General features: G+C 71.1%; 27 protein-coding genes, 1 pseudogene and 1 riboswitch. Of the genes and pseudogenes, 11 read left to right on the forward strand and 17 right to left on the reverse strand.

Annotated elements, in window-relative coordinates; all coding sequences use genetic code 11:
• Positions 1-192: pseudogene (locus tag ACE3T5_RS14060) on the forward strand (hypothetical protein); the annotation flags it as partial.
• 182 nt (positions 193-374) lie between these two features.
• Positions 375-1,697 (forward strand): homoserine dehydrogenase, encoded by a 1,323-nt coding sequence (locus ACE3T5_RS14065; RefSeq protein ID WP_374668679.1) that lies wholly within the window; start codon positions 375-377, stop codon positions 1,695-1,697.
• Between the two features lie 48 nt (positions 1,698-1,745).
• Here the strand turns inward: ACE3T5_RS14065 and ACE3T5_RS14070 are convergent, their stop codons facing one another.
• From ACE3T5_RS14070 to ACE3T5_RS14105, 8 genes are all read right to left on the reverse strand, one after another.
• Positions 1,746-2,462, reverse strand: coding sequence for a nucleotidyl transferase AbiEii/AbiGii toxin family protein (locus ACE3T5_RS14070; RefSeq protein ID WP_374668680.1), 717 nt, complete (start codon positions 2,460-2,462; stop codon positions 1,746-1,748).
• Complete coding sequence (locus tag ACE3T5_RS14075; RefSeq protein WP_374668681.1) at positions 2,455-2,928, reverse strand: helix-turn-helix domain-containing protein; 474 nt, start codon at positions 2,926-2,928, stop codon at positions 2,455-2,457. Before ACE3T5_RS14075 ends, ACE3T5_RS14070 begins: the two co-directional genes overlap by 8 nt.
• Positions 2,867-4,600 carry a magnesium-protoporphyrin IX monomethyl ester anaerobic oxidative cyclase gene (gene bchE / locus ACE3T5_RS14080; RefSeq protein ID WP_374668682.1) on the reverse strand — a complete coding sequence of 578 codons (1,734 nt, stop codon included), beginning with the start codon at positions 4,598-4,600 and terminating at the stop codon, positions 2,867-2,869. Before bchE ends, ACE3T5_RS14075 begins: the two co-directional genes overlap by 62 nt.
• 72 nt (positions 4,601-4,672) lie before the next feature.
• The gene (locus ACE3T5_RS14085) at positions 4,673-5,167 is read right to left on the reverse strand and encodes a VOC family protein (RefSeq protein WP_374668683.1); all 495 of its coding nucleotides are present in this window, start codon (positions 5,165-5,167) and stop codon (positions 4,673-4,675) included.
• Between the two features lie 134 nt (positions 5,168-5,301).
• Complete coding sequence (locus ACE3T5_RS14090) at positions 5,302-6,498, reverse strand: PLP-dependent aminotransferase family protein (RefSeq protein ID WP_374668684.1); 1,197 nt, start codon at positions 6,496-6,498, stop codon at positions 5,302-5,304.
• Positions 6,499-6,559: 61 nt separating this feature from the next.
• On the reverse strand, positions 6,560-7,726 hold the full coding sequence (locus ACE3T5_RS14095) for a DUF3089 domain-containing protein (protein ID WP_374668685.1): 1,167 nt from the start codon (positions 7,724-7,726) through the stop codon (positions 6,560-6,562).
• 90 nt (positions 7,727-7,816) lie between these two features.
• Positions 7,817-8,530 (reverse strand): B3/4 domain-containing protein, encoded by a 714-nt coding sequence (locus ACE3T5_RS14100; RefSeq protein ID WP_374668686.1) that lies wholly within the window; start codon positions 8,528-8,530, stop codon positions 7,817-7,819.
• A gap of 38 nt (positions 8,531-8,568) precedes the next feature.
• Positions 8,569-9,798 carry a PhnD/SsuA/transferrin family substrate-binding protein gene (locus ACE3T5_RS14105; protein WP_374668687.1) on the reverse strand — a complete coding sequence of 410 codons (1,230 nt, stop codon included), beginning with the start codon at positions 9,796-9,798 and terminating at the stop codon, positions 8,569-8,571.
• A gap of 158 nt (positions 9,799-9,956) precedes the next feature.
• Here ACE3T5_RS14105 and ACE3T5_RS14110 point away from each other — a divergent pair, with 158 nt between their 5' ends.
• The 4 genes from ACE3T5_RS14110 to ACE3T5_RS14125 all read left to right on the forward strand — a co-directional run bounded on the left by ACE3T5_RS14110 (position 9,957) and on the right by ACE3T5_RS14125 (position 12,916).
• On the forward strand, positions 9,957-10,691 hold the full coding sequence (locus ACE3T5_RS14110; protein ID WP_374668689.1) for a dienelactone hydrolase family protein: 735 nt from the start codon (positions 9,957-9,959) through the stop codon (positions 10,689-10,691).
• Between the two features lie 67 nt (positions 10,692-10,758).
• Positions 10,759-11,340 (forward strand): TetR/AcrR family transcriptional regulator, encoded by a 582-nt coding sequence (locus ACE3T5_RS14115; protein WP_374668690.1) that lies wholly within the window; start codon positions 10,759-10,761, stop codon positions 11,338-11,340.
• A 55-nt stretch (positions 11,341-11,395) separates the two neighbouring features.
• On the forward strand, positions 11,396-11,809 hold the full coding sequence (locus ACE3T5_RS14120) for a PaaI family thioesterase (RefSeq protein ID WP_374668691.1): 414 nt from the start codon (positions 11,396-11,398) through the stop codon (positions 11,807-11,809).
• Between the two features lie 87 nt (positions 11,810-11,896).
• The gene (locus ACE3T5_RS14125; RefSeq protein ID WP_374668692.1) at positions 11,897-12,916 is read left to right on the forward strand and encodes a BLUF domain-containing protein; all 1,020 of its coding nucleotides are present in this window, start codon (positions 11,897-11,899) and stop codon (positions 12,914-12,916) included.
• A 19-nt stretch (positions 12,917-12,935) separates the two neighbouring features.
• Here the strand turns inward: ACE3T5_RS14125 and ACE3T5_RS14130 are convergent, their stop codons facing one another.
• A complete protein-coding gene (locus ACE3T5_RS14130; RefSeq protein ID WP_374668705.1) occupies positions 12,936-14,549 on the reverse strand; it encodes a gamma-glutamyltransferase family protein in 1,614 nt (537 codons plus the stop codon).
• A 12-nt stretch (positions 14,550-14,561) separates the two neighbouring features.
• On the reverse strand, positions 14,562-15,518 hold the full coding sequence (locus ACE3T5_RS14135) for a Bug family tripartite tricarboxylate transporter substrate binding protein (protein WP_374668693.1): 957 nt from the start codon (positions 15,516-15,518) through the stop codon (positions 14,562-14,564).
• A 115-nt stretch (positions 15,519-15,633) separates the two neighbouring features.
• Between ACE3T5_RS14135 and ACE3T5_RS14140 the strand changes: the two genes are divergently transcribed.
• The 3 genes from ACE3T5_RS14140 to ACE3T5_RS14150 all read left to right on the forward strand — a co-directional run bounded on the left by ACE3T5_RS14140 (position 15,634) and on the right by ACE3T5_RS14150 (position 18,227).
• Positions 15,634-16,506, forward strand: coding sequence for a LysR substrate-binding domain-containing protein (locus tag ACE3T5_RS14140; RefSeq protein ID WP_374668694.1), 873 nt, complete (start codon positions 15,634-15,636; stop codon positions 16,504-16,506).
• Between the two features lie 13 nt (positions 16,507-16,519).
• Entirely contained in the window at positions 16,520-17,158 is a 639-nt protein-coding gene (gene nth / locus ACE3T5_RS14145) for an endonuclease III (RefSeq protein WP_374668706.1), read from the forward strand.
• 67 nt (positions 17,159-17,225) lie between these two features.
• Positions 17,226-18,227, forward strand: coding sequence for a hypothetical protein (locus ACE3T5_RS14150; RefSeq protein ID WP_374668695.1), 1,002 nt, complete (start codon positions 17,226-17,228; stop codon positions 18,225-18,227).
• On the opposite strand, the gene ACE3T5_RS14155 is transcribed toward ACE3T5_RS14150, so the two are convergent.
• From ACE3T5_RS14155 to ACE3T5_RS14185, 7 genes are all read right to left on the reverse strand, one after another.
• Positions 18,217-18,654, reverse strand: coding sequence for a universal stress protein (locus ACE3T5_RS14155; RefSeq protein ID WP_374668696.1), 438 nt, complete (start codon positions 18,652-18,654; stop codon positions 18,217-18,219). The two genes, ACE3T5_RS14150 and ACE3T5_RS14155, sit on opposite strands and share 11 nt — an antisense overlap.
• A gap of 104 nt (positions 18,655-18,758) precedes the next feature.
• The gene (locus ACE3T5_RS14160; RefSeq protein WP_374668707.1) at positions 18,759-20,219 is read right to left on the reverse strand and encodes a cobyric acid synthase; all 1,461 of its coding nucleotides are present in this window, start codon (positions 20,217-20,219) and stop codon (positions 18,759-18,761) included.
• Between the two features lie 33 nt (positions 20,220-20,252).
• Positions 20,253-21,011, reverse strand: a complete 759-nt coding sequence (locus tag ACE3T5_RS14165; protein WP_374668697.1) for an ABC transporter ATP-binding protein — start codon at positions 21,009-21,011, stop codon at positions 20,253-20,255.
• 101 nt (positions 21,012-21,112) lie between these two features.
• Complete coding sequence (locus ACE3T5_RS14170) at positions 21,113-22,096, reverse strand: FecCD family ABC transporter permease (protein WP_374668698.1); 984 nt, start codon at positions 22,094-22,096, stop codon at positions 21,113-21,115.
• Between the two features lie 63 nt (positions 22,097-22,159).
• Positions 22,160-23,059 (reverse strand): ABC transporter substrate-binding protein, encoded by a 900-nt coding sequence (locus ACE3T5_RS14175; protein ID WP_374668699.1) that lies wholly within the window; start codon positions 23,057-23,059, stop codon positions 22,160-22,162.
• Positions 23,056-23,868, reverse strand: coding sequence for an ABC transporter substrate-binding protein (locus tag ACE3T5_RS14180; RefSeq protein WP_374668700.1), 813 nt, complete (start codon positions 23,866-23,868; stop codon positions 23,056-23,058). Before ACE3T5_RS14180 ends, ACE3T5_RS14175 begins: the two co-directional genes overlap by 4 nt.
• Positions 23,869-23,878: 10 nt before the next feature.
• Complete coding sequence (locus ACE3T5_RS14185; protein WP_374668702.1) at positions 23,879-25,690, reverse strand: TonB-dependent receptor domain-containing protein; 1,812 nt, start codon at positions 25,688-25,690, stop codon at positions 23,879-23,881.
• Between the two features lie 73 nt (positions 25,691-25,763).
• A riboswitch (cobalamin riboswitch) is annotated at positions 25,764-26,024 on the reverse strand.
• Positions 26,025-26,056: 32 nt separating this feature from the next.
• Here ACE3T5_RS14185 and zapB point away from each other — a divergent pair.
• Together zapB and ACE3T5_RS14195 are read left to right on the forward strand one after the other, a co-directional pair.
• Complete coding sequence (gene zapB, locus ACE3T5_RS14190; protein ID WP_374668703.1) at positions 26,057-26,269, forward strand: cell division protein ZapB; 213 nt, start codon at positions 26,057-26,059, stop codon at positions 26,267-26,269.
• On the forward strand, positions 26,266-26,595 hold the full coding sequence (locus tag ACE3T5_RS14195) for a cell division protein ZapA (RefSeq protein WP_374668704.1): 330 nt from the start codon (positions 26,266-26,268) through the stop codon (positions 26,593-26,595). The genes zapB and ACE3T5_RS14195 overlap by 4 nt, the downstream gene beginning before the upstream one ends.
• Positions 26,596-26,755: the final 160 nt, after the last annotated feature.

The raw sequence follows: 26,755 nt of genomic DNA on the forward strand, positions 1-26,755 counted from the left end.
ACGCCCCCGCCCACGCCAGCGCCCGCACCCGCCCCCGCCCCCGCCACGCAGGAACTGCAATCGCAGGTCACCACCTTCGCGAAGCTGTTCGTGGAAGAGGCCACCCGGCAGGCCGACACGGCCGACCCCGAGAAGAAGAAGAGTCGAGACGACGTGGTCGTCACCGACACGCAGTGCAAGCCTGGCTCATGACGCGGCTGCTATAGTGCGGGCGTGCGCTCCATGACCCTGATGTCGATCACCATGATTACCACGCCCTCACGGGGCGGGGTCGTCGTGCATCGGACTTAGCGCACGCATCCCCCAACCCCGCCGAACGGCCGGGGTTGAAGCGTTTTCTCCCCCGCCCCCGCGGCACCCCGGAGAAAGCGTCCATGCAAGCATCACCGCCCCACCCGCCCGCGCTGCGCGCCGGCCTGCTCGGCTTCGGCGTCGTCGGATCGGGCACGCACAGCGTGCTCACCGGCAACCGTGACACCATCCGCGCCCGTGCCGGCTGCCCGATCGAGCTGACCATGGTGGCCACGCGCACCGCCTCGCGCGCCCGTGCCTCGGTGCAGGCCGACGTGGCGGTGCTCGATGATCCGATGGCCCTCGCCCGGCACCCCGAGGTGGACGTGGTGATCGAGGCGATGGGCGGCACCACGCACGCACGGGCCTGCGTGCTGGAGGCCATCGCGCACGGCAAGCATGTCGTCACCGCCAACAAGGCGCTGCTGGCCGAGCATGGCGAGGAGATCTTCGAGTCGGCCCGCGCGCGGGGCGTGTCGGTGGGCTTCGAGGCCGCGGTGGCCGTGAGCATCCCGATCGTCAAGGCCCTGCGCGAGGGCCTGGTGGCCAACGAGATCGAGTGGATCGCCGGCATCGTCAACGGCACCAGCAACTACGTGCTCACGCAGATGAGTGCCGCCGGCCGCAGCTTCGCCGACGCGCTGGCCGAGGCGCAGGCCCTGGGCTACGCGGAGGCCGACCCGACGCTGGACGTGGGCGGCGGCGACGCGGCGCACAAGCTCGCGCTGCTCGCGGCCATCGCCTTCGGCGGCCCGCCGCGCCTGGACGCGGTGCACGTGGAAGGCATCGATGGCCTGCAGGCCACCGACTTCCTGCATGCGCGCCGCCTGGGCCATGCGATCAAGCTGCTGGCCGTCGCGCAACGCGCGGAAGGTGCGTTGCAGTTGCGCGTGCATCCGGCCCTGGTGCCGCGCGATTCGCTGCTCGCCCGCGTGGACGGCCGCATGAACGGCATCATGGTCAAGGGCAATGCCTCCGGCGTCACCATGTACTGGGGTGCGGGCGCCGGCTCACGTGAGACGGCCTCTGCCGTCGTGGCCGACCTGGTGGATCTGGCCCGCGCGCGGCGCCAGGGCGCGCAAGTGGCCGTGCCCGCGCTGGGCTTCCATGACGCCGCCTTGCAGCCGCCGCGCGTGGGCGTGTTTGCCGGCCTGTGCCTGCGGCACTACCTGCGCGTGGCGCTCGATCAGCCCGAAGGCGGCGCCCAGGTGCTGGAGACCCTCGCCCGCCTGGGCGTGCCCGTGACGCAGGGCGCGCAGGGCCGCCACACGCTGGCGCTGATCACGGGCGAAGTGGCCGAGTCACGCATCACCGCCGCCCTGGATGCGTTGCGTGCGCTCGACGGCGTGCAGGTGAAGGCGCGGCTGCGGGTGGAGGATCTGGCGGGGGCGGCTGACGGCGGCTGACGGCGGGTGACGGCGGGTGACGGCGGGTGACGCGTGGGGACTCGAGCGTCAAGGACCTGGTGGTCCCAACGCCCTGCGCAGTCGGCGGATCGCCTGCCAGAGTTGCGCAGGCGTGATGCCCCCCATCGACAGGCCCGCCATGCATTGATCCAGACGGCGCGGGCGCTTGCGGAGGTGCTCGATCGCGGCATGAAGTGACTGCATCACGGCGCCGCCATAGGCACCCTCTGCCTTCACACGCGCAGCGCGCAGACACTGGGTTGGCACTGGGAGCATCGCGAGGTCGATCAGGTCGCGGCTTTGCACTGCGTCGTCAGCCCAGCGGTCTGCGTTGGCCAGCAGCTTGCCGGCCGCCATGTCGAGGGGCGTCAGCGTGCGCACCCCACAGACCGCATCGTCCGGCCCTGGCGGATCAAGCGCCAGGCGGCCCTCGCTCACGATCTCCAGCTTGATGATCGAACCGCCGGCACGCACCAGGGTGCGGATGCCGTACTGGTCCGCGCGGACCTCACGTGCCAGCTCCAGCGTCATGCCGCTGCGGACGATGGGTCCCAGCCCCGCCGGCCCGCCCAGGGACTGCCTCAGGTCCCGGTATCCGGCGATGTGGGACACCAGGAAATCGATGTCGGCCGACTCACGGTACTCGCCGTGGCGCAGCACCATGGCCGTGCCGCCACCGAACCAGCATTGGCGCGCGGCCAGCGCCGCTGGATCCAGTGCCTGCAGGATGAGCGCGATATCGCGATGATGGGCGCGCTCAAACAAGCAGGCGCCCTCCCCCCAGCACGTTGGAGAGGGCCTGGATCAGCGCGATCTCGCGCATCGTCAAGGCCTGCTTGTCCACGTGGCGCCAGTTGCGCTCATAGATCGCCAACGCGTCCTGTGGAGACAGCTCGTGGTTATCGGGCTGCTGCCACGCCAGCTGGCGAAGCGCGGGGAACCGGGCCAGCACGATCCGATCCGGCAGCGACGCGACCGCCGTGGCCGGGACCGCTTCGTCGACCCAACCGAGCCTCAGCCCGACGGCCCGGCCCGCCGCCAGCCATGCGCCCGCCGTGACACTCGGCTCACCGCGCTCGATGCGATGCCAGGTCACGCGCGACATGCCGGCCGACTCGGCCGCGGCGGTGGCAGACACTTTCTGGCCTTTGCGGGCCGCGCGCAACCGCTCACCCAGGGTGAGCAGGTCCCTGGTCAAGGCTTCGTCGAGAGAGGGCGACGCGGACGGCATGGGATCTCATTATCACCATATCATCCATATTGTCAATTTTGAGAAACACTTTCTCAGCCTCATCGTGGGCTGACGGTTCCAGTGACGCGGGAAGCACCTGCAGGTGCTTGCGGCCGGAACGCTGCGGCACCGCCATCGCATACTCCTCCTGCGCCATCGAAGGTCCGGCGTAGTCCGCCAGGCTGGGCGGCTGCGCCAGGTGCCGGCGCCGGAACAGGAACTCCGCCAGTTCATGGAACCACACGCGGCGGCCCATGGCGGTGTACCAGCGCATGGCATGGGCCTGGTCCGGATCGCGGTTGAAGTAGGTCCGCCACAGCGCCTTGGGCCGCAGTTGCACCGCGACCTCGATGAACTTCACCCAGGCGAAGACGCGCCACGCCGGCACACCGGGCGTCTGCAGCACCTGGTGCTTGTAGTCCCACTTGCGGGTGTCGGGCTCGATCACGCGGCGCTCGGCCACCGTGTCGTAGAACGGCGTCCATCGGTGCGGCGTGGCGTAGAGCGTCTGGATCTGGTCGGGGTCATAGGCCACCAGGTGGCGCCAGGTCCGCACGAAGTCGGCGTCGCGCTGCTCGTCGAAGCCGACGACGCAGGTGGCCATGGAGAGGATGCCGTGCTGGCGCAGGAGACGGATCGCCTCGCGGTCCTCGCTGGCCGTGGTGCCCTTGCGGATCGCGTTGAGCGTGGCCTCCTGATAGCTCTCGATGCCCAGCAGGAAGCGGATGACACCGGCGCGCTTGTACAGGTGCAGGATGTCGGCATCCCGCACGATATCGCCCGCGCGGGTGGAGCCCACCAGGGTGAGCGGCACGTTCTCCGCGATCAGCGCTTCCAGGAAGGCGAGCCAGGCCTTGCGCGAGCCGGTAGGCAGCTCGTCGGCGAAGTTGATCAGCTGCACGCCGTGCTCGCGATGCAGCCGCGCCAGCTCCGCCGCGAAGCGCACCGGATCGCGATGGCGCCAGCGCGTCCAGAAGCCGCGCTGGCCGCAGTAGTTGCACTGGTAGGGGCAGCCGCGCGAGAACTGCACGACCACCGCGCGCAGGCCACCCCAGTACGAGTAGTCAGCGTGGTTGATCAGCTCCCAGCCGACGCGCCACTCGTCCAGGTTCTCCAGCAGGGGCGCCTGGGCGCTCGCGACAGGACCGCGCGCCTCGCGCCAGGCGATGCCGCGCACTCGCCGCCAGTCCGCGCCCGTCTCCAGCGCACGCAGCAGGTCGCGCGCGGTGCGCTCGCCTTGACCGCGCACGATGAAGTCGATGGCCTTGCACTGCGCCAGCACCTCGCGCCAGTGGTAGGTGGGATGCACGCCGCCATAGACGACGATCAGCTTCGGGTGCAGGCGCTTCAGGCGCAGCGCCAGGTTCACCACCGTGCGATGGGCCGATGACGAGCCCGAGTGCCCCATCATCACCACGTCCACCGGCTCGGCCAGCACGGCGGCCACGGCCTGCTGCGCGCTCAGGCCCTGGCGGTCGGCGTCAACCAGGCGGACCGCAAAGCCGTCGTCGATCAGCGGCCCGCCGACGGCGAGCAGGCCCAGCGGCGGCAGGTGGTCATCCGGGATGCGGCTGCCGATGGCCGTGTGCGTGGGGTTGAGCAGGCACACGCGCAGGCGGCGCTGCGGCGCGGATTCGGTGGAAGGGGTGAAGTGGGGGTCGTTGGCTGGCATCGGCCGATGGTGCGGCGCATGCGCGCACCGCGGGGCCGATGTGAGGAATCCTTCCGCGATCGGAGCACTGTCTCACGCCGCGGCGGTCTTCGCGCGCGTCCAGGCATCCAGCTTCGCGCGCGCGCCGTTGCGCGCCGGATCCATCAGCTCGTCATGCCGCTCGCGCCGGGCGCACAGCTCCAGCACGTAACCGTTCGGATCCCGGAAGTAGATGGAATCGATGAAGCCGTGATCCGAGATGCCGCGCGTCTCGATGCCGGCGGCGCGGCCCTTCTCGAACATCGCGCGCAGGTGGTCTGGCGACACCTCCAGCGCGATGTGCAGGTCGAAGTCGTGCTGCGGCTTGAACTCGAACGGCATGTCGCCAGCCTCGAAGAAGGCGATGTGCGAACCATCGTCGAGCCGGTAGAAGGTGTGCAGCGTGCGCGTGGCGCGGCCGCTCTTCGTCTCGGTGATCTCCAGCGTGCCTGCGAGCGGCAGGCCCAGGAAGTCTTCATAGAAGCGGCGAGTGGCTTCAGAGTCGCGGCATCGGTAGGCCGCGTGGTGGAGCTGGCGGATGGGGATCATGCGGGCACCTCCGGCGATCAGGATCCTGGGGCACGGCATGCCGCCCCGAACCGGCCCCAAGTGTCCGCCGGACCCGGTCTGCGTGTCCAGCGATGAAGACCGACGCCGGAACCCGCCCGGCGCGCACCGTCGGGCTAGATCGCCTTCGCCAGCCGCCCCACCCCCTCCTCGATCCTCGCCACGTCCGCCGTGGCGAAGCTCAGCCTGAAGGTCGACACATCCGCATCCCGCGCGAAGAACGGCGCGCCGGGCACGAAGGCCACGCCGTGCTCGATGGCGCGCTTCGCGAACTCGCCCGCGTCGCGCACCTTGCCGCCCGCGCCGGTGAGGCGGGCCCAGAAGAACAGGCCGCCCTGCGGCTGGGTGAAGGCGACCGCGTCGCCCAGGTCGCGCTGCAGCGCCGCGCCCATGGCCTGCGCGCGCTCGGCATACACGCGGCGCACGTTCGCCAGCGTGGCCGGCATGCGGCCGGCCTTCAGGTACTGCGCGGCGGTCGCCTGCGCGAAGGTACTGGTGTGGGCATCGCTGAACTGCTTGCACATGGTCGCCTTGGCCAGCAGCTCGGGCTGGGCGATCATCCAGCCCACCCGCAGGCCGGGCGACAGCACCTTGCTCAGGCTGCCGCAGTGCGCCACCCACTCGCGGCTGCCGGGCACCTGGGGCGTGAGCGCCAGCAGGCTGGGCGGCGGCGCCTCGCCGAAGTACAGGTCGCCATAGGGATCGTCTTCCACGATCAGCGTCTGGTACTTCACCGCCAGTTCCAGCACCCGCTTGCGCCTCTCCGGGCTGAGCATGGCGCCGCTCGGGTTGCCGAAGGTCGGGATGAGGTAGACGAACTTGGGCTTGTGCTCGGCCATGAGTTGTTCCAGCCGGTCCACCTGCACGCCGTCCGCATCGACCGGTGCGCTCACCAGGTCCGCGCCATACAGGCGGAAGCACTGGATGGTGGCCAGGAAGGTCGGGCCCTCGACGATGACCTTGTCGCCGGGGCCCACGAGCGTCTTGCCCAGCAGGTCCAGCGCCTGCTGGCTGCCGGTGGTGACAATCAGCTCCTGCGGGGCGAGGCCGGCCACGCCCTTGGCCTGCATGAAGGCCGCGAGCTGCGCGCGCAGCGGCTCGTAGCCTTCGGTGGCGCCGTACTGCAGGGCACCACCCGGCTCCTCGGCCAGGGCCTTCTGGCTGGCCTCCCGCAGGCCCTCCACGTCGAACATCGCGCTGTCCGGGAAGCCGCCGGCAAAGCTGATGATGCCGGGCTTGCCCAGCAGCTTGAAGAGTTCGCGGATGGCGGAGGTTTCGACGTTGTCGAGGCGCGGAGCAAAGGTGAGGGGCATGGCACGGTTCCTTGGAACCGGCAATGGTAGCCAATCGAGGCCTGCCGCCCCCTGCCCTGGCCTACTGGCCGCGGGCGCGCCAGGCCTCGCCCTGGCGGCGCACCAGCGCCAGCAGGTTGCCCATCACGATGTTCACGTCGATCAGGTGCAGGCCCCAGTCGTCGAAGGTGCGCCCTTCCACCACCAGGTCGCCCGGGATGTCGGCGGGGCGCTGGCCGCGCGCCGCGGGGTCGAAGCGGACGGCCAGGTAGTGGTTGCCATCAGCCTTCACGCACGACGCATCCATCAGCCCGGGCAGATCGACGAAGGGCGTGGTCACACCGGCCATCGCCTGCTCCCACTCTCCCCGCAGGGCGGGTTGGCCCAGCAGCGTCGCCTCACGCCACAGCAGGCTGCGCAGGGGCACGCCGCTCAGGCGCACCGGGTCCGTGCAAGCCACCTCGGTGCCCGCCACCGTGCTGCGGCCGAAGCGGGTGTTGGCCGGTGGCGGCGCACTGGCGCGGAAGGTGGTGTAGGCCACCACGCAGCCGGTCTGCGTGCCGCTGGTGCAGACGGGCATGCTGCGCAGGGTGCCGCCGGTGTCGGCGCCGGTGGGCACGAGGACGTTGGATCCGATCAGCAGTGCGGACACCACGCGGCGTTGCGCAGGCTGGCCCTCCACGTCGCGCTTGAGCAGCTCGGTCAGCATGCGGCTGCCTTGTGAATGGCCGATCAGCACCACGCCGCGGCCCTGGTTGTCGCGCGCGAGGTAGTGGCGCCACGCGGCCTGCACGTCGGCCACCGGCAGCTCGGGGTTGATGCCGGCCGGGTTGCCCATCATCGCCGCACGCAGCCCGGCCAGCGTGACCTGCCGGTACATCGGCGCGAAGGGCCGGCAGACCGAGGCAAAGGGCGCGAACTGCTGCGCCACCGCGCGCAGCTCGCCCGGCCCGGCCTGCAACGTGCTGTGGGGGTTGGGGTCCTGCGAGATCGTGGGGTAGACGTAGAAGCAGTCGATGGGCGCATCGGCGGCGGGCTTGAACGTGACCACCGTGCGCGTGCCATCGGCGGCGATGCGCGTCATGGCCTGTTCGGTGCTGCACGCGTCGGACCGGCCCGGGCGGCACAGCCAGGCATCCTGCGCGTCGTAGGTGGACTCGGGCGTGCTGACCGGCTGGGCCAGCAGGGGCCCTGCGGCCGTGGTGGCGAACACGAGCGCGAGGACACGGCTCAGGCGATGGAACAGCATGGGGGCTCCGGTTGCGTGGTCGCGATTGTGGTGGCGCGGCCAGCCGCCGGGGTGACGTCTACGTGACTGCCAGCGGCGCTGAAGCGCGGGTCACGGCAGGTCCGCCTGCGGCCTGCCCGCGTCCAGTACCACGCTGGTGATCTCGCCGCCCGCGTGCGCCCGCACCAGCGCCTCGACGTCGGCCATGGCGGCCTCCACCTCGGCCCGCGTGCAGGGCGCCAGGCCATCGACGTTGAAGAACACGTCGCTCGTCTCCGGCAGCGTCTGCGTGCCGGCGGCCTGCCGCCACGTCCAGCGTCGGGTCAGCACCTCGGCGCCGCTGGCGAACACCACCTCACCGGGCGCGGGCGTCTCGGCGGTGTCACTGCCGGCCGGCAGGAACCGGTCACCCTCGCTCGCATGGCGAAGCGTCAGACCTTGGCCGTCCGGCGGGATCGGGTGCACGCCCGCTGGCAGCAGGTGCCGCACCGAGACCAGCGTGCCGATGTCCACCAGCAGGTTGATGGCCGGCAGGTCGTCGGGCTTGAGCACGCGGCGCAGCAGCGCCTCGATCGCGCTGCGGTGCTCGGCGGGCTTCGCGCCGAACCGGCGGTAGGCCTCACGCCAGGCGGCGATGCGCGGATGCTCGGCCACGTTGCCCGTCACGCGCTGGCGCGCCTCGGCCTCCGCCGCGCGCAGCAGCGCCGTGACAGCCGGCACGCTGGCGCCGTTGCGGGCGCCGCGCACCCACACGACCCCGCGGCAATAGCCGGGGAACTGCTGCAGGACTTCAGGCGCGATGGCGTAGCGGATCGGTGCGGTCATCCCGCCATTGTCAGGCCGCTCGCCGCGCCGGACTCAGCTCACTGGGCGGAGGCGATGTCGTACTTCTGGCCGGAGCTGCGCCACTCGGGAAAGCCGCCGCGGAACCAGTGCACCTTGCGGTAGCCGGCCTTCACCGCAGCATGGCTCGCCTTGAAGCTCTTCCAGCACTCGGCGCCGTTGCACGCGAAGATGAGATCCGCTTCCTTGTTGGGGCCGAGCTTCGCCACCTCGAACTGGTCCTGCGCGGGGTCGAAGTCGGCTTCCTTCGCGCTCTTCTCGACGTAGGGCACGAGCTTCGCGCCGGGGACGTGGCCGGCCTTGAACTCGGCATCTGTCCGCGTGTCCACGTAGGTCGCGCCGGCCTGCAGCAGCCGGGCCACGCCAGCGGCGTCCACCACCTGGGCGCCGGGCAAGGCCCGCGGCGTGAAGTAGCCCAGGGTGGACACGTACTTGAAGTCCGCCAGGGCGTAGGAGACGGGCTTCGCGCCCTCGCTGCGCAGCAGGCCGGTGGCGGCCAGCGCGTCCTGCAGCGCGTCGTGCAGCGGCTGCACGCCCGGCTTCGCGTTGTCGCGGATCGCCACGGAAAGGCCGGGCACCGGCCGCGACTCCAGGATCACCTTCAGCTTCTCGCCGGCGGCGATCCAGCGGTCGTAGACGCCCTTTTCCACCGCCACCACGTCGCAGCGGCGCAGTTGCAGGCACGGCAGCAGGGCCTCCTGGTAGCGGGTGTCGTAGATCGCGCCAAAGTGCCGCTTGATGGTGGTGTTGGCCGCATTCACTTCCCCTCGCAGCAGGTAGGTGACCACCGAGTCCTGCAGCGGCAGGCCCAGGCGCTTGCCCGCCGCCTGCTGCAGGCTGGCGATGCCGCTGTCGGCCGGTGCCACCAGCACGGCCTGCACCGGCTTGTCGATGCCCAGCACCGGCGTGTAGCCGTAGCGCACCGCGCTGCCGATCACATGGGCCGGCGCCACGAAGATGTCGGCCGTGCGCGCGCGGGTGGCGCCCAGGTCGGCCGTGGCGTCGTTGGACAGGGCCACGTTGACGGCGGTCACGCGCTCCTTGCGCAGGGCCTGTTCCAGGGCGACCTTCCAGGCACCGTAGAGCGCCACGCGGGATTGCTCGCCGGTGTCGCCGGGATTCACCAGCACGCGCAGCGAACCGGGCGCCGCCGCAGGGGGCGAAGCGCTCTGGCCATGGGCGAACGGAGAGGCAAGGACAGCGGCGCCCAGCCAAAGGCTGCGCACCGCACGGTGTGCGGCGAAGAACATGATCGACTCCCTGAAAAACGCGAACTGCGGGACCCAATCTATCGGAACTCGCCTTCCAGCGGGGCGGTGGAAGGTAACAGCCTGTTCACGGCGTTCCGCGCTGCGGGCGCGCGGCGCGATGGCGACCGCCCCTGGCGCTGTTCTGGCATGCTGCCGCCATGATCGAAATCCATCCCGAGATCCCTGCCGAAGGCGGCACCATCAACAGCTTCGTCGTCCACCCGGAGGAAGGCGGGCCTCATCCGCTGGTGCTGTTCTACATGGACGCCCCCGGCAAACGGGAGGAGCTGCACGACATGGCGCGACGCATTGCCAGCGTGGGCTACTGCGTGATCCTGCCGAACCTGTACTGGCGCCGCACGCGCGACTGGCACGTGACCGAGCGCACCGAGCCGCTGATGAAGATCATGTTCGAGCACATGGAGAGCCTCACCAACGACCGGGTGGTGCGCGACACCCAGGCGCTGCTGGACTACGCGGCCACGCTGCCGGCGGCGGACACCACGCGCGTGGGCGCGGTCGGCTACTGCATGAGCGGGCCGTTCGTGATGCACGTGGCGGCCGCCTATCCGGCCCAGGTGCGCGCCATCGCCGCCATCCATGGCGCGAAGATGGTGACCGATCAGCCCGACTCGCCGCATCACCTGCCGCCGCGCATCCGTTGCGAGAGCTACTTCGCCTGCGCCGAGCGCGACATCTGGGCACCGCCCGCGGCCATGGCCACGCTGGAAGCGGCCCTGCGCGATGGCGGCACGCCCTACCGGCTGGAGTGGTACCCGGGTACCGAGCACGGGTTCGTGTTCCCGAAGCGCGCGGTCTACCAGCGCGAAGGCGCCGAACGGCACTGGGAGCGGCTGTTCGCGCTGTTCCGGCGGACGCTGCAGGCGGCCTGAGCGGCCGCCGGGCATCGGCCTGGGCCGGCGTTTGACTGGAGTGCCACTCTGGAGTGATACTCCAGAGATGGCCACCGCTGAATCCACCGCCCACCGCGTGCTCGAAGCCGCGTCGGGCGTCTTCCTGGCGCACGGGTACGCGGCCGCTTCCATGGAACAGGTCCGCGCGGCAGCGGGCGTCAGCAATGGGAGCCTGTACCACCACTTCCCCACCAAGGCCCAGCTCGCCGATGCCCTGCTCGCGCACACGCTGCGCGACTTCCATGGCGCGCTCATCGCCGTCCTCAAGCCGCGCGCCTCCGCGCAGGCCTGCGTGAAGGGCCTGGTCCGCGCCTATGTCGACTGGGTCGTCGCCCACCCCACCGGCGCCCGCCTGCTGCACGAACTGCGGCGCCAGGGCGAGCTGCCCGATGCCGCGAGCGCCTGGCAGCAGGCGAACGCGGAGGCCTTTCAGTCCCTGCGCCAGTGGGTGGCCGCGCGTGAGGCGGCCGGCGAGGTGCGCACCCTGCCCCTGGCCGTGTGGATCGCGGTGGTGTTCGCACCGGCCATGGCGTTGACGCCCCAGTGGGTGGCGCAGCCGCAGCCGGCCGTTCCTGCCCGCCTGCGACAGGCCCTGGAGCACGCAGCCTGGATGGCGGTCGCGCCCTGAACCAGACACTGGAGGAGAAACCTTGTGAAATTCATCAACATCCATTGGGGGCGCCATGCAGCCTGACCTGCTCGCACACGGCCGAGATGTGCTGGCCCGCCAGCCTTTCAGCGCGCTGGTGGAGGCCCGGCTCGACGAGCTGACGCCGGGGCGGGCCGAACTGTCACTTGGCCTGAGGCCCCAGCTCCAGCAGCAGGACGGGTTCGTTCACGGCGGCGTGCTGGCCTACCTCGCCGACAACGCCCTCACCTACGCGGGCGGGTCGGTGCTGGGCCCGGTGCTGACCTCGGAGTTCAAGATCAACTACCTGCGACCCGCGCGCGACGCCGACCGGCTGCTGGCGGTGGCCACGGTGGTGGGCAGCGGGCGCTCGCAAGCCGTCTGCCGGTGCGACGTGTTCCTGGTGAAGGGCGCCGAGCGCGTGCTGTGCGCGGCGGCGCAGGGCACCATCCGCAAGGTGGGGGCCTGAGGCAACAGCGCCGACCGCGCGAGCACGGATCTGCTCGCCAGGGCGCGCGCGACGGGCTAAGCTTCGGCCTGTCGGACTCACCGCCTCATGCATCACGACTCCCCCCAGGACACCGGCAACGCACCGGAAGTCGAGCGTGTCATCGCCGCCAGCGTCGCGGCGTCAGGCCAGGCGACCTTCTCGGTCCTGACGCAGATGCGCGAAGAGGCGCACTATCACATCGAGCCCAAGGGCATCCACGCTGCGCTGCTCACGCAGTCCGGCTGGTTCATCTACTGGATGGAGGGTCCAGGCCCCGCCGTGCTGGCGCTGGCCGGGCGGGCCGCCGGGGACCCCCGCAACCGCGACCAGGTGATCGTGCACCACAGCCGCGGCCCGCGCGTGCTGACGCTGCCGTGGTCCATGATGGTCGGCCCCTCGACCGAGCCGCATGAGGCGTTCGGCCGCAGGGTGGCGGAACTGCACCTCGCGCGGCAGGCCGGCATCCAGTTCGCGCCCACCTCCGTGGTGCGGCGCCTGGTCGCGCCGCTGCGCATCCGCGCACCGGAGTCCATGCTGGAGGCAGAGACCTTCCACCGCGTGGGCGTGGTCTCGGCCGACGACGGGCGCGCCTTCGACTTCGTGCGCTGGGTCGCCGAGCGCCATGAGTGCGTGCACGAGATGCGCCGCTTCGCCGGCGACCATGATCTCGACAGCGGCGGTGAATCGGTGGAGCTGCTGGTGGGTGCACACCCGAGCCGCCTGATCGCCTTCGCCCGCGCGGGCCTCGGCCACAGCCTGCGGCGCGCCATGCTGGCCGACTGGCCCTACCTGGTGCTGCTGGTCAGCAACAGCCTGGACCGCAATATCGTGCTGCTGGAGAAGGTGGTGGAGGCCTGCCAGGGCCTGCGCACCCCGCCGCGGCTGCTGGGCGTGACGGCCGACGAGCATGCGCAGGCCAGCCTGGGCGTGGCCGCGCGAATGGCCGGGCTCGACTACCGCCGGCTGGCCGTTTCACCGGCCGAACACCACGGCGACACCTGGCAGGCGCTGGCCGTGCTGCTGGCCGAGGAAAGGCCACGCCGCACCCTGCCCCTGGCGGAAGCGCAGGCGAGCTGGGCCGGCTGAGCGGCGCTGGCGCGGCCTGTCAGAAGCCGGCCACCAGGCCGTCGCGGCGGGCGTCGCTGGCGGCGACGTAGCCCTCGACCTTCGGGTCGCCCATGCGCCAGATGAACTGGCCGGCGCCGAAATCCTGGTAGTTGTCGTTGATCACTTCCATGCGGTGGCCGCGGCGCGCCAGCTCGGCGACCGTGGCCTTGTCCATCTGCTGCTCGACGTTGATCTCCAGCCCGGCGTTGAAGCGCCAGCGCGGGGCATCGCACGCGGCCTGCGGGCTCTGGCCGTAGTCGAGCATGCGCACCAGGGTCTGCATGTGGCCCTGCGGCTGCATGTTGGCGCCCATCACGCCGTAGCTCATCACCGGCTGGCCGTCCTTGGTGAGGAAGGCGGGGATGATGGTGTGGAAGGGCCGCTTGCCCGGCGCCACCTGGTTCACGCCCGGTCGCAGGCTGAAGCCGTGGCCGCGGTTCTGCAGGCTGATGCCGTACTCGGGCTCCACGCAACCAGCGCCGAAACCCATGTAGTTGCTCTGGATGAAGCTGACCATCATGCCGTTCTCGTCGGCGGCGGTCAGGTAGATGGTGCCGCCCTTGGCCACGTTGCCGGCGCCGAAATCCTGCGCGCGCTGCATGTCGATCAGGCGCGCGCGGCTCGCCAGGTAGGCGTCGTCCAGCATCTGCTCGGCCCTCACCTCCATGCTGGAGGGCTCGGCCACGTAACGGTAGACGTCCGCGAAGGCGAGCTTCATCGCCTCGATCTGCAGGTGCTGCGAATCGGCACTGTCCACCGCGTGGCTGGCCAGATCGAAGCGGTCCAGGATGCCCAGCGCAATGAGCGCGGCGATGCCCTGCCCGTTGGGCGGGATCTCGTGCAGCGTGTAGCCGCGGTAGTTCTTGGTGATGGGCGTGACCCACTCGGGCTGGTAGGCCGCGAAGTCGGCCACCGTGTGGGCGCCGCCGTGCTCTCGGCTGAAACGCGCGATGGCCTCGGCGATGGCGCCGCCGTAGTAGGCCGCACCCTTCGTCTCGGCGATGGCGCGCAGGCCGCGCGCGGCCGCCGGGAAGCGGAACAGCTCCCCCACTTCGGGCGCGCGACCCCAGGGCAGGAAGGCCTGCGCGAAGCCGGGCAGCGCACCCAGCTCTGGCGTGGCGGCGGCCCACTTCTGCTGCACCACCACCGGCAGCAGGTAGCCGCGCTCGGCGATCTCGATGGCCGGTGCCAGCAGATCGGCGAAGGGCAGCTTGCCGAAGCGCTGCGACATCGCCACCCAGCCGGCCACTGCGCCCGGCACCGTGACCGAATCCAGTCCGCGCTTGGGCGGCGTGCGCGCATCGTCGCCGTACTTGCGGCGGAAGTAGTCGGGCGTCCACGCGGCCGGGGCGCGGCCGGAGGCGTTGAGGCCGTGCAATTGCTGCCCGTCCCACAGGATCGCGAAGGCGTCGCTGCCCAGGCCGTTGCTCACCGGCTCGCAGATGGTCATGGCGGCGGCGGCGGCGATGGCGGCATCCACCGCGTTGCCGCCCTGCCAGAGGATGCGCAGGCCGGCCTGCGCGGCCAGCGGATGCGAGGTGGAGACCACGTTGCGCGCGAAGACCGGGATGCGCGTGGTGGGGTACGGGTTGTGGAAGTCGAAGCGGTGCATGAGGGCGGGCACTCAGTCGGCGGTGATACGGCGGTCGGTGATGATCTTCTTCCAGCGGGCGCGGTCGGTGTCGGTCATGGCCGCGAACTGCTGCGGCGTGCCGCCCGCGGGCTCGATGCCCAGGCGGGCCAGGCGCTCCTTCACGTCGGCATCCTGCAGGGCCTGGTTCACCGCGGTGTTGATGCGCTGGACGATGTCGGCGGGCAGGCCGCGCGGGCCGTAGAGGCCGAACCAGGTGACCGTCTCGTAGCCGGGTACCGACTCCGCCACCGCGGGCAGATCCGGCAGCAGCGGTGAGCGCTTCGCGCTGGTGACGCCGAGCGCGCGCAGGCGACCCTCCTTCACGTGCGGCAGGCCGCTGGGCAGCGAGTCGAACAGCAGGTCGAGCTTGCCGCTCACCAGATCGGGGATGGCCAGCGCGGTGCCGCGATAGGGGATGTGCACCAGGTACAGGCCAGCCTGCGCCTTGAAGTACTCGGTGCCGAGGTGAACGACGGTGCCGTTGCCGCTGCTCGCGTAGTTCAGCTTGCCGGGGTTGCGCCGGGCGTAGTCCACCCATTCCTTCACCGTCTTCGCCGGCGAGCTGTTGGGCACCAGCATCAGGCTGGGCGCGTTGCCCACGTGGGCGATGGGGGTGAAGTCCGCCACGGCATCGTAGGGCACCTTGCCGAAGCTGGGGCCGATGCTGTGCGTGCTGCTGGTGGCCAGCAGCAGCGTGTAGCCATCCGGCGGCGCCTTGGCGGCCAGGTCGGAGCCAATGGTGCCGCCGGCACCGGGCTTGTTGTCCACGACGATGGTGGTGCCCAGCCGCTCGCCGAGCTTCTGCGACAGCGCGCGCGCAAAGATGTCGGTGGCGCCCCCGGCAGGGAACGGCACCACCAGCCGCAATGGCTTGGTGGGAAAGGCCTGCGACCAGGCGGGCGCCGCGAGCACGGCGGAAAGGGCAAGGAGCGAGGTTCTGCGCTTCATCCGCTGATGATACGAAGCGCCATGCCAAAGCCCAAGCGAAACCTGCTTTAGCCTGACTAAAGATTTCCTTTACCATGCCGCTTCGTCGTCGCCGCGCCCCGGCAGGCGAGTCCCCATGACCAGCATCCGCATCCTCAAGACGTTCCTCGCCGTGGCCGGCCAAGGCTCCTTCGCCGGCGCGGCGGCGCAGGTTGCGCTCACGCAGGCGGCGGTGGGCCAGCAGATGCGCGCACTGGAGGCCGAGTTGCGCCGCCCGCTCTTCGAACGCCAGGGCAAGTCGGTCGTGCTCTCGCCCGACGGCCGCGAGCTGGTGCCACAGGTGCGGCGCATCGTCGGCCTGTACGAGCAGATGCGCACGCCCGCCACGGCGGGCGCCATGCAGGGCACGGTGCACCTGGGCGCCGTGGTCTCCGCCGTGCGGCCGCTGATCCAGGCCACGCTGGCCCTCAAGGCGCGCCACCCCGACCTGGACCTGCACGTGTCCGCCGCCAAGTCGGCCGAGCTGACGGCACGCGTCGCCGCCGGCGAACTGGACGCGGCCATCGTCGTGCGCGAACCGGGCGCTGCCACCGAGGGCCTGGCCTGGACGCCGCTGTACACCGAGCCGATGGTGCTGGTCGCGCCGCGGCGGGGCGACGAGGCATCGGCCCGCACGCTGCTGCAGGAGCAGCCCTTCATCCGCTTCGACCGCACGCAGCACACCGGCCAGCTGGTGGAGCGCACCTTGCGGCGCCTGCGGGCACGACCGCGCGAGGTGCTGGAGCTGAACGCGCTGGAGAGCATCGTCGATCTCGTGCGCTCCGGCCTGGGCGTGGCCATCGTGCCGCTGCTGCGCGACGCGCGCTGGCCCGCCGACACCCGCCTGCGAATCATCGATCTGCCGCGGGCCGAGGAGCGCCGCATCGCGCTGGTGCAGCGGCGCGCCTCGCCCGCAGCCGCCGTGATCGCCGCCGTGGCGCGCGAGTTCCAGGCGCGCCTGCCCGCTTAGACTCGCACGCATGATGAAAGCCGCCGACGTCGAGCCCTTCTTCGCCACCCTGCGCGCTGCCAATCCCCAGCCCACGACCGAGCTGGAATTCACCACCGTGTTCGAGCTGCTGGTGGCCGTGCTGCTGTCGGCCCAGGCCACCGACGTGGGCGTGAACAAGGCCACGCGGCGCCTGTTCCCGGTGGCGAACACGCCGCAGGCCATCCTGGCGCTGGGCCTCGAAGGACTGGAGTCGCACATCCGCACCATCGGCCTGTACCACTCCAAGGCGAAGCACCTCATGGAGACGTGCCGCATCCTGGTGGAGCGCCATGGCGGTGAAGTCCCGCGCGAGCGGGAAGCTCTGGAGGCCCTGCCCGGCGTGGGCCGCAAGACGGCCAACGTGGTCCTGAACGTGGCCTTCGGCGAGCCCACGATGGCGGTGGACACGCACATCTTCCGCGTGGCCAACCGCACCGGCCTGGCACCGGGCAAGACGCCGCTGGCGGTGGAGCAAGGCTTGCTGCGGCGGGTGCCACCAGCCTACGCGGTGGACGCGCACCACTGGCTCATCCTGCATGGCCGCTACGTGTGCCAGGCCCGTACGCCGCGTTGCTGGCAGTGCGGCGTGCGGACGTGGTGCGATCACCAGCCGAAGACACCGGCCCCCTGAAGCCTCAACGCCCGGCCACGGCCTTCTGCGAGAATGCGCGGTTGTCCGCCGAGCCGCCCTGCCCTGAATGACGCCTGACCTTGCCGGCCGCCCCGCCCGATCGGGGACCGTGCGTGCCGCCACCTGCCTGGCCTGGGGCGTCGTCTACCTCGGCCTGCTGTGGGCGTGGAAGGGCGGCTTCCTGGTGTGGGGGCAGATCAACGACTTCTACCACGCCACCCCGCTGCAGTTCGCACCCATTCCGAACTTCGTGCCCGGCGAGCCCTCGGGCGTGGGCATTCCGGCTCAGTTGCCTCGCGCCCTGCTGATGCTGCCTGTGCTCGTGATCGGCAAGGGGCTGGGCGTCTCACCGCATCTCGTGTTCACCATCGTCGGGGTGGGGCTGGTCGCCTGGAGCGCCTGGCTGCTGGGCCGCGCGTCGGGCCGCCGCGATGAAGGCTTCTGGATCGCGCTGGGCGCCCTGTCGCTGGCGATGAACGGCCGCATGCTGTGGGCACTGGCGGGCGCCAGCCTGCTGCTGTGGGCCGCGGCCGGCCGGCGCGAGCCGAAGCGCCTGTTCCTGGCGTGCTTCACGGCCGCCTTCTTCTGCACCGTGAGCACCGGTGCCTTCAGCATCGCGGTGGCGGCCATCGGCTGGCTGCTGGTGCAGCGCTGGCGCACGCACCGCGAGGCGCGCCAGCCGCTGATCGGCGTGCTGGTCTTCGCCGCCCCGTGGTTCCTGTCGGCCATCGAGAAGAACGTGAGCTACTTCGCCCGCTCGGAAGACGGCGTGGTGGCGGGCCTGCTGGGTCATGGCATGGGGCGTCTGCTGCTGCTGGCCGGCCACATGCCCTGGATGCTGCCGCTGGCCCTGGGCCTGATCGCGCTGGGCTGGTGGCTCTGGCCACGCCTGCGCGGCTGGCTGGGCACGCTGGGCCTGCCGCCGTTCACGCTCGAGCTGCTGGCCCTGGGCCTGGCGGGCGGCCTGTTCGGCTACTCCACCGCCGTGCTGGCGGCGCCAGCCGCGCTGGTGGTGGCCGCGGCAGCAGCCACCCGTCTGCGGCAGAAGCTCACCTCGCCTACTGCGTGATCACCACGAGCACGCTGCAGGGCGCATGCTCGATCAGCGCGCCGGAAATGGAACCGCGCCACCAGCGCGCGGCCCAGCTGTCCAGGTGCTTGTGGCCGACGACGATCAGGTCCGCGCCGATGGTGCGCGCGGCCTTGGTGATCTCCTCGATGGCTTCGCCGGTGACGACCTCCCCACGCGCTGTCCAGCCCGCATCGGCCATGCGGCGCAGGCCGTCCTCCAGCACGCCCTGGTACTTGCGGCGCTCGCGCTCCTCCAGCTCCACGTCGTAGACGCCGCCCTCCAGGCCGACGAAGCTCATGGCCGAGGGCATGACCGCCACGAGATGCAGATCAGCCTCGCTCCACTGCGCCACGTCCTTGCAGTCGAGCAGCGCCTTCTGGCCCGCGTCGGAGCCGTCATAGGCCAGCAGGATCTTCTTGTACATGGTCGTGCCCCCAACTCTCGCCGCGCGCGGGTGCGCCGCGGAACGTGAGGGAGCATAGACGCCCCGCGTGACGGCGGCAACCGCGCCGCGGGAAGGCGTTTTCCCTAGGGCGTGCGTGCGCCCGGCCGTGGCAGGCCGAACAGCGCGGGCAGCACCCCCGGCTCGAAGTGCCGATCCACGAAATCGGCCAGTCCGTCGAACACGCTGTCGAGCGTGGGCACCTGCGCACCGAACAGGGCCTGCAGCACCGTCGGCGACTCGAACAGGCCATGCAGATAGACGCCCAGCACGTTGCCGGTCGGGTTCTGCCAGCCCAGGTCATCCGGCAGCACGGCGTGGCCCGGTGTCATGGCGGGGTGCGGCGCGGTGTGGCCGTGGTGGATCTCGTAACCCTGCAGCTGCACGCCGGACAGGGCGGACCAGGAGCCCCGCACTTCGCCGAAGCCGAGCGAGCGTCGGCGCACCGTCTTGTCGCGCTCGAACCGTGTCACCAGCGGCAGCAGGCCCAGGCCGGGGCCATTGCCGTCGATGGCATGGTCGTCGATCAGCGCCTCGCCCAGCATCTGCAATCCGCCGCAGATGCCCAGCACGGGCGCACCCCGCGCGGCATGCGCGGCCACGGCGGCATCCAGGCCCTGCGCGCGCAGCCACTGCAGATCCGCGCTGGTGTGCTTGGAGCCGGGGAGGATCAGCCAGTCCGCAGCGACCACGTCGGACGGCGTGCGTGCCCACACCAGTCGCACGCCGGGGATGTTGCGCAGCGGCTGGAACTCATCGAGGTTGCTGATGCGGGGATAGGCGATGACGGCAATGGTCAGGCGCACCGGGCCGGCCGCATGGACGCGCAGGTCATGCACGCCATCCTCCTCCGGCAGGCCGTGCTGCCACCACATCGGCAGCGTCGCGACCGTGGGCACGCCTGTCAGCGCTTGCAACTGCTCGGGGCCGGGCGCCAGCAAGGCGGCGTCACCCCGGAAGCGATTGAGCACGAAGCCGTCCAGCCGCGCGCGGTCGCTCTCGGGCATCAAGGCCCAGGTGCCGTACAGATGCGCGAAGGCGCCCCCGCGATCGATGTCGGTCACCAGCAGGCAGCGCGCATCCGCATGGCGCGCCACGCGCAGGTTCACGTGGTCGCTGTCGGCCAGGTTGATCTCGGCCGGCGAGCCCGCGCCTTCAATCACCACCACGTCGTACTCGCGCCGGAGCTCGTCCAGCGCCGCCGTGACGCGCGGCCAGGCCAGTGCGCCGCGTTCACGCCAGGGCGTGCGGGACAGCGCCTCGTCCACCTGCCCCAGCAGCACGAACTGGCTGTGCGTGTCGCTCTCGGGCTTGAGCAGCACCGGGTTCATGCGCACGTCCGGCGCCACGCGCGCGGCCAGCGCCTGGAAGTACTGCGCGCTGCCGATCTCGCCCTCGCCGTCTGCCAGCCCCGCCACCACCCGCGCGTTGTTGCTCATGTTCTGCGCCTTGAACGGCGCCACGCGCAAGCCCTGGCGCGCTGCCCACCGGCACAGCGCCGTGGCCAGCCAGCTCTTGCCCGCGCCGCTGGTCGTGCCCAGCACCATCACCGCGCGCCCGAAATGGGGGTCAGATTCCAATTAATCCTCGCTTGGCGAAGTGGCCAAAGAATTGGAATCTGACCCCAATTGAAGTTGAGGCAACGCGACGAACTGCGAGCCGACGGCGTGCACCGCGATGCGGTGGTCGAACACAGCTTCCAGCGCGCGGTGGGTCGCCGGGTCGCGGCTGGGGCCGTGATGCAGCAGACGGCCTGCCTGCAGCACCAGCACGTCGTCGGCCTGCAGCGCGAGGCTGATCTCGTGCAGCACGCTCACCGCCGTGCCGCCGCGCGCGACATGGCGGCGCACGAGCGCGATCCAGTCGGCCTGATGCGGCGGGTCGAGGTGGGCCAGCGGCTCGTCCATCAACAGCAAAGGCGCACCCACGGCCAGCGCGCGCGCCAGCAACACGCGCTGCCGCTCGCCGCCGGAGAGCTGACCAAGCGCGCGATCCCGCCACGCTTGGCACTGCGTCTCGCTCATCGCTGCGTCCACTGCGGCATGGTCCGCTGGACTGGGGACGCCCAGCCAGTCCTGATGCGGTAGCCGGCCCAGCATCACCACATCGCGCGCCAGCAGGTCTTCGGCGCCCGCCTCGGCCTGGCCGAGCCACGCGAGGGCCCGTGCCCGTTCACGCGGGCGCCACGCGGCGGCTTCCCGGCCGAGCAGCCGCACGCTGCCCTCATGGGGCAGCAGATGCGCCAGCGCTTTCAACAGCGTCGTCTTGCCGGCGCCGTTGGGGCCGACCACCGCCGTCCAGCGGCCGCGTGGCAGGCGGAGGTCGATGCCGTGCAGCACCTCGCGACCACCGAGGGTGACGCGCAGGCCCTGGCACGCCAGCGCCTCCTGGGTCCCCGCCTGCGCGGGGACGACGGGGGGTGGATGCGACACGGGAGCACTCACCCCGGCCTCCTGTGCATCAGCACCAGCAGGTAGCCACCGCCCAGCACCGCAGTGAGCACGCCCACCGGCAGTTCCTGCGGCGCGAGCAGCCCGCGCGCCAGCACGTCGGCCGCCAGCAGCAGCGCGCCACCCGCGAGCGCCGAGAGCGGCAGCAGCCAGCGATGCGTGGGCTTGACGACCGAGCGCACCAGATGCGGCGCTGCCAGGCCGATGAAGGCCACCAGGCCCAGCTGCGCGACGGCCGTGCCGGTCGCCAGGGCCATCACCCCCACCAGCGCCATTCGCGCCGGCCCGACCGCGATGCCCAGGCTCGCCGCCGTGGCTTCGCCCAGCGCCAGCGCATCCAGGACCCGGCTGAACGCAATGGCCGCCACCAGGCACACCAGCAGCACGACCGTCAGCAGGGCCACCGCCGGCCAGCCCAGGAAGCCCGTGGTGCCGAGCATGAAAGCCTGCATGGCCCGCATCACCTCCGGCACCCAGAACATGACCAGCGCCGAGAGCGCGCCGAACACCATGCCGACGATCACCCCAGCGAGAAGCAGGCGCAGCGTGTGCTGCACACCGCGCGCGAGGACCAGCGTGACCGCCACCGCCCCCATCGCGCCGATGAAGCCCGCGCCGGTGAGACCGAGCCGCGCGGCCCAGCCGCCCGCGACCCCCGAGGCCGACCCCATCACCGCCAGCAGCAGTGCTACGGCCAGCGCCGCCCCCGTGGCGCTGCCCAGCAGATAGGGATCCGCCAGCGGATTGCGGAACAGCCCTTGCGCGACGGCGCCGGCGAGGCCCAGCAGCGCGCCGGCGGTCCAGGCGCCGAGGCTGCGCGGCACGCGGATCTCCCACAGGATGGAGATGCCACTGCCCTGCCCCGCCCACAAGGGCTCCCACCCGGCGCTGCCCACCGCCATGCCGGCCGCGCACAGCAGCAGCGACGCCAGCACCAGCCAGGCCGCCGGGATCGATGGGCGCGTGGTCGTCATGCGCGTCGCCCGCCTCCATGCCGAGACGAACTCAGCGAGGGCTTGCCCTGCCACCCGCCCATGTCACGGCCCCTCGCCGGTCGGACGACCTTGCAGGCACCGCACCATCAGCGCCGCCGCCTCCGGCATGCGCGGCCCGGGCCGCACCAGCGCATCGCCCTGGCGCGGCGTGAACAGGCACAGGCGCCCGTCACGCACCGCGCGGATGCGGTCCCAGCCGGGGCGCGTGCGCAGGCTGGTCGCCTGGCGGTCGGACACCATGATCACCTGCGGATCGGCCCGCACCACGAACTCCGGGTTCAGCTTCGGAAAGGGCCCCAGCGAGCCCGGCACCACATTGACCACCCCGATGCGCGCGAGCAACTCGCCAATGAAGGACGACTCACTGGCGGCATACGGAGCACTGTTCACCTCGAAGTAGACGCGTGTGCCGCGCAGCGAAGCCGGCAGCTCGCGCGCAGCGGCCGTCACGCCCTGGTCGATCTCGCGCCATGCGGCCGCTGCGTCCCGCGCGCCCAGCACGGGCGCCAGCACGCCCAGCACGCGCCGCAGATCGGCGAAGCTTCGCGGCTCCAGCGCCACGACCTTGAGCCCCAGCGCCTCCAGCCGCGGCACCGCGCGCGTGGACTGCGCCGCCAGCACCACGTCCGGCCGCAGCGCCACGATGGCCTCGATGTTGGCGTCGTCGAGCCCGCCCACGCGCGGCAGCGCCGTCACGCTGGACGGCCAGTTGGAGAACGTGTCCACGCCGACGAGGCGCGAACAGGCCTCCAGCGCGCACACCAGTTCGGTGAGCGAGGGCAGCAACGTGACGATGCGCTGCGGCGGACGCTCGAACGCGATGCGCGCACCGCGGTCGTCCGTCACCTGCACGGTGGCAGCGTCCGCGTGCCCGCCGACGGCCAGCAGCACCAGCAGCAGACCGGCAAGCGCCCAAGCCCGAAGCGCGACGAGCCGCCTCATCCCTGCGCCTCGCTCCAGTCACGCACGATGCGATGCAGCTGCTCGACCCCGTCGGTCAGCGCCGCCGGCCCTGGCTGCAGGATGTCGGCCGACTTGATCTCGAACAGTCGGCCGCTTCGCACCGCGGGCACATCCGCCCAACCGGCGCGTGCCGCCACCTTCTCCGGCCGGAACTTCTTGCCGCACCACGAGCCGATGATGAGATCGGGCGCGCGGCGCGCCACCTCCAGCGGGTCCGCGATGATGCGGTCGCGGCCCATGGGCTGCATGGCCAGTTCCGGGAACACGTCGTCGCCGCCGGCGATGCCGATCAGCTCCGATACCCAGCGGATGCCGCTGATGGCTGGCTCGTCCCATTCCTCGAAGTAGACGCGCGGCCGGCGCGGCAGCGCGCGGCCCGCGGCCTCGATCACGTCCAGCCGTTCGCGCATCGCTTCCAGCCGTCGCAGGCCTTCATCAGCCCGACCCACCATCGCCGCCACCTGGTACAGCATGGAGAAGATCTCCGACACGCTGCGCTGGTTGAACACGGTCACCTGCACGCCGCGGCGCACCAGTTCGGCCGCGATGTCGGCCTGCAGATCCGAGAAGCCGAACACGCAGTCCGGCCGCAGTTCCAGGATGCGGTCGATCTTCGCGCTGAGGAAGGCGCTGACCTTCGGCTTCTCGGCCCGCGCGCGGCGGGGCCGCACGGTGTAGCCGGAGATGCCGACGATGCGCGCCTCCTCACCCAGCAGGTACAGCCACTCCGTCGTCTCCTCGGTGAGGCAGACGATGCGTTGCGGGCCGCGCGGCAGGGCGATGGGCATGACCGCGACTCTACTTCGGCGACCAGCGCAGCGTGAGCAGCAGCGCCCGGCCCGGCTGGTTGTAGCCGTAGGCCGTCTCGTAGGCCTTGTCGGTCACGTTGGTCAGCTGCGCCTGCACGCTCCAGTCGCGCGCGAACTGCCAGTCGGCATGCAGGTCGACCGTGGTGTAGGCGGCCAGCGGCTGCGTGTTGGCCGTGTCGTCGAAGCGGCTGCCCACGTGCAGCACCGAACCGCCGAAGCGCCAGGCACCCGCGCGCCAGTCGGCGCCGACTGTGGCCTGCTGCTTGGCGCGGCGCGGCAGCCGGTTGCCATTCACCTCGTTGCGGGGGTCCAGGCTCTGCAGGCTGGCCCGCAGCGCCAGCGCATCGACGCGGCCTTCGTACCCCAGCGTCCAGCCGTCGATGCGCACGCGAGGGATGTTCACAGGCAGCGTGGTGTTGGTCATGAAGCCGCGGATGCGGTTGTCGAAGCGCACGAGCTTCAGTTCATGCTCGCCGCGCGTATAGGTCAACCCGAAGTCGGTGTTGCGGCCCTCCTCGGGCTGCAGCAGCGCGTTGCCGAAGCGCGGGAAGTACAGCTGGTTGAACGACGGCGCCACGAACGAGGTGCCGCGCGATGCATGCACCCGCCACGCGGGCGAGAGGCGATAGCCATAGCCCGCGAACCAGGTGTCGGCGTTGCCGAACTGCGAGTTGCGGTCGCGGCGCAGGTTCAGCTGCCAGGCGTGCGCCCCGTGATGCCCGTTGTACCCGGCGAACACCGAATCGATGTCGCGCTCCGTCACGGTGTAGACCGTGGTGGCGCTCACCTTCTGACGACGCGACTCGACGCCGGCGACCACCGCGCCCAGCGGCACCTGCACCTCGTTCACCCAGGTCCACTGCTGCTGCTCGGTGCGGAACGCACCGGGGTACACGGCCTCGATCACGTTCGCGGTGTCGTTGCCCTGCGCGAAGCGCAGCTCGGTCGACCAGCTGCCGTTGACGCGGCCCTTCACGCCCGCCTGCGCGGCCAGCGTGCGCATGGCCGTGCGCGAATCCACCCCCGGGCCGTCGTCGAAGGCGCTGCGGCCGTCGGTGTGCAGCAGCGAGGCGTCGAGTGTCCAGTCGGTCCCCAGCTTCTGGCTGATGGAGGCCTGCAGCGAATCCTGCCGCAACGGATCGCGATCCGGGTTGTGATTGCCGAAAGGCGCATAGGGCTGCGTCACGTTGAAGCCGCGCTCACGCAGGCGCTGCACCGCCACCGCATAGCCCAGCCCGCCGCTGCCGCCTTGCACACCGGCACCCGCGGACCATTGGCCCTCGGAGCCCGCGGCGACGGACGCATGCGGGTGCAGGCCCTCGCGGCCCTTGCGCAGGAACACCTGCACCACGCCGCCCACGCCATCGCTGCCATACAGCGCGGAGGCGGGGCCCTTGAGGATCTCGATGCGCTCGATCATCTCCACCGGAATCGTGTCCCAGGTCGGGATGCCGGCGGTGGCCGAGCCGATGCGGACGCCATCGACCAGCAGGATGGTGTGGCGGTTCTCCGCGCCGCGGATGAACACGTTGGAGAGCTTGCCGCGCCCGCCGTTGGCGGACATCTGCAGGCCGCCGTTGCGCGCCAGCAGCTCGGGCAGCGTGCGGGCAGTGGAGGCCTCGATGGCGGCGCGGTCGATGACCTGCACGTCGCTCACCAGCGCATCGGCGCGGGTGGCCTGGCGCGTGGCGGTGACCACGGTCTCTGGCAGGGTGGCGCGCGTCTGCGCGAAGGACGGAAGGGTAGCGGCCACGGCCAGCGGCAGCAGGGCCGCGCGGGGACGCAGGGGTCTTGGAAACATGACGGAAGAAAAACGAAACGCGCCCTGCACCTGCTTCCCCGCAGGTCCTGGGCGAAACGGTCGCGTCCGAAGCGGACGCGGCCACCGTGTTGGCCGGTATCCGGGCTGGCGGTCAAACGCTCCGTCGCCTTCCCAGGGGCGCTGTTTCAGACGCACCCAGTGGCTGTCGTGGACGGGCGTGAGGCAACGGAACAGGCATTCCGGAGCCCCGGCCGCTTACCGTTGCGGGGGCAGCGCAGGTTGGATGCGCCGCGTGAGCGGCGCGCTCGTCCTGCTTCCCGTTGAACTGCGGCATGCGAACCACACCGCGAGCACCAACGTCTTGATTCTAGGGCGTTTTTCTGACCGCCCGCCTACAATCCCGGCATGGCCAGCGGCTCCCAGATTGACCTCCTCGTCGAACGCGTCGAGCGTCTGCTGGTGCGCCATGAGGAACTGCAGCGCACCAACGCGCTGCTGGCCGAGCAGGTGGAACTGCTCACGCAGGAGCGTGATTCGCTCAAGTCCCGCCTCTCCGCCGCGCGCTCCCGGGTCGATGCCCTGCTGGAGCGCCTGCCCGATCTCAACACCCCCGCATGAAGCAGATCGAAGTGCAGATCATGGGCCAGAGCTACCGGCTCGGCTGCCCCGAGGGCGGGGAACAGCGCATGCTCGACGCGGTGGAACGCGTGGACAGCGCCATGTGCCGCATCCGCGACGCTGGCAAGGTGAAGGCACGCGACCGCATCGCGGTGCTGGCCGCGCTCAACCTCGCCTTCGACGTGCCGGATCGCGCAGCTGCGGCGGCCGCGCCCGTCGCCACCGAAGAAGGTGGCAGCCCATCGGTGGCGGAGACCGATCCCCGCCTGGCCGCGCTCATCGGCCGCCTGGACCAGGCGCTCGGCGGCGACGGCCATCTCCTCTAGTCGCCGCGCCATTGATGCAGCGCAAGCTGCAAGACGCGCGCGGCGCGCCTACAATGCAAGCGTCTGCAAGGCGTGCCGGACCTTATATGTCCTTGAACCAATGCTCATCGAGCACGGGCTTGGAACATCACCTGGTGAGCGTGATCGTCTCGCGTCAGAT

The organism is Ramlibacter sp. (assembly GCF_041916345.1).
In the GTDB taxonomy this organism is placed as follows: Bacteria; Pseudomonadota; Gammaproteobacteria; order Burkholderiales; family Burkholderiaceae_C; genus Ramlibacter.

Excerpts from the sequence above, each read along its gene's own strand:
- ACE3T5_RS14090 (WP_374668684.1), bottom strand. The coding sequence starts at position 6,498 with ATGCCCCTCACCTTTGCTCCGCGCCTCGACAACGTCGAAACCTCCGCC.
- ACE3T5_RS14130 (WP_374668705.1), bottom strand. The coding sequence starts at position 14,549 with ATGCACCGCTTCGACTTCCACAACCCGTACCCCACCACGCGCATCCCG.
- nth (WP_374668706.1), top strand. The coding sequence starts at position 16,520 with ATGAAAGCCGCCGACGTCGAGCCCTTCTTCGCCACCCTGCGCGCTGCC.
- ACE3T5_RS14150 (WP_374668695.1), top strand. The coding sequence starts at position 17,226 with ATGACGCCTGACCTTGCCGGCCGCCCCGCCCGATCGGGGACCGTGCGT.
- ACE3T5_RS14115 (WP_374668690.1), top strand. The coding sequence starts at position 10,759 with ATGGCCACCGCTGAATCCACCGCCCACCGCGTGCTCGAAGCCGCGTCG.
- ACE3T5_RS14175 (WP_374668699.1), bottom strand. The coding sequence starts at position 23,059 with ATGAGGCGGCTCGTCGCGCTTCGGGCTTGGGCGCTTGCCGGTCTGCTG.
- ACE3T5_RS14095 (WP_374668685.1), bottom strand. The coding sequence starts at position 7,726 with ATGCTGTTCCATCGCCTGAGCCGTGTCCTCGCGCTCGTGTTCGCCACC.
- ACE3T5_RS14180 (WP_374668700.1), bottom strand. The coding sequence starts at position 23,868 with ATGCCCATCGCCCTGCCGCGCGGCCCGCAACGCATCGTCTGCCTCACC.
- ACE3T5_RS14065 (WP_374668679.1), top strand. The coding sequence starts at position 375 with ATGCAAGCATCACCGCCCCACCCGCCCGCGCTGCGCGCCGGCCTGCTC.
- ACE3T5_RS14085 (WP_374668683.1), bottom strand. The coding sequence starts at position 5,167 with ATGATCCCCATCCGCCAGCTCCACCACGCGGCCTACCGATGCCGCGAC.
- ACE3T5_RS14185 (WP_374668702.1), bottom strand. The coding sequence starts at position 25,690 with ATGTTTCCAAGACCCCTGCGTCCCCGCGCGGCCCTGCTGCCGCTGGCC.
- ACE3T5_RS14075 (WP_374668681.1), bottom strand. The coding sequence starts at position 2,928 with ATGCCGTCCGCGTCGCCCTCTCTCGACGAAGCCTTGACCAGGGACCTG.
- ACE3T5_RS14155 (WP_374668696.1), bottom strand. The coding sequence starts at position 18,654 with ATGTACAAGAAGATCCTGCTGGCCTATGACGGCTCCGACGCGGGCCAG.
- ACE3T5_RS14195 (WP_374668704.1), top strand. The coding sequence starts at position 26,266 with ATGAAGCAGATCGAAGTGCAGATCATGGGCCAGAGCTACCGGCTCGGC.
- zapB (WP_374668703.1), top strand. The coding sequence starts at position 26,057 with ATGGCCAGCGGCTCCCAGATTGACCTCCTCGTCGAACGCGTCGAGCGT.
- ACE3T5_RS14105 (WP_374668687.1), bottom strand. The coding sequence starts at position 9,798 with ATGTTCTTCGCCGCACACCGTGCGGTGCGCAGCCTTTGGCTGGGCGCC.
- ACE3T5_RS14120 (WP_374668691.1), top strand. The coding sequence starts at position 11,396 with ATGCAGCCTGACCTGCTCGCACACGGCCGAGATGTGCTGGCCCGCCAG.
- ACE3T5_RS14100 (WP_374668686.1), bottom strand. The coding sequence starts at position 8,530 with ATGACCGCACCGATCCGCTACGCCATCGCGCCTGAAGTCCTGCAGCAG.
- ACE3T5_RS14160 (WP_374668707.1), bottom strand. The coding sequence starts at position 20,219 with ATGGTGCTGGGCACGACCAGCGGCGCGGGCAAGAGCTGGCTGGCCACG.
- ACE3T5_RS14125 (WP_374668692.1), top strand. The coding sequence starts at position 11,897 with ATGCATCACGACTCCCCCCAGGACACCGGCAACGCACCGGAAGTCGAG.
- ACE3T5_RS14170 (WP_374668698.1), bottom strand. The coding sequence starts at position 22,096 with ATGACGACCACGCGCCCATCGATCCCGGCGGCCTGGCTGGTGCTGGCG.
- bchE (WP_374668682.1), bottom strand. The coding sequence starts at position 4,600 with ATGCCAGCCAACGACCCCCACTTCACCCCTTCCACCGAATCCGCGCCG.
- ACE3T5_RS14110 (WP_374668689.1), top strand. The coding sequence starts at position 9,957 with ATGATCGAAATCCATCCCGAGATCCCTGCCGAAGGCGGCACCATCAAC.
- ACE3T5_RS14135 (WP_374668693.1), bottom strand. The coding sequence starts at position 15,518 with ATGAAGCGCAGAACCTCGCTCCTTGCCCTTTCCGCCGTGCTCGCGGCG.
- ACE3T5_RS14140 (WP_374668694.1), top strand. The coding sequence starts at position 15,634 with ATGACCAGCATCCGCATCCTCAAGACGTTCCTCGCCGTGGCCGGCCAA.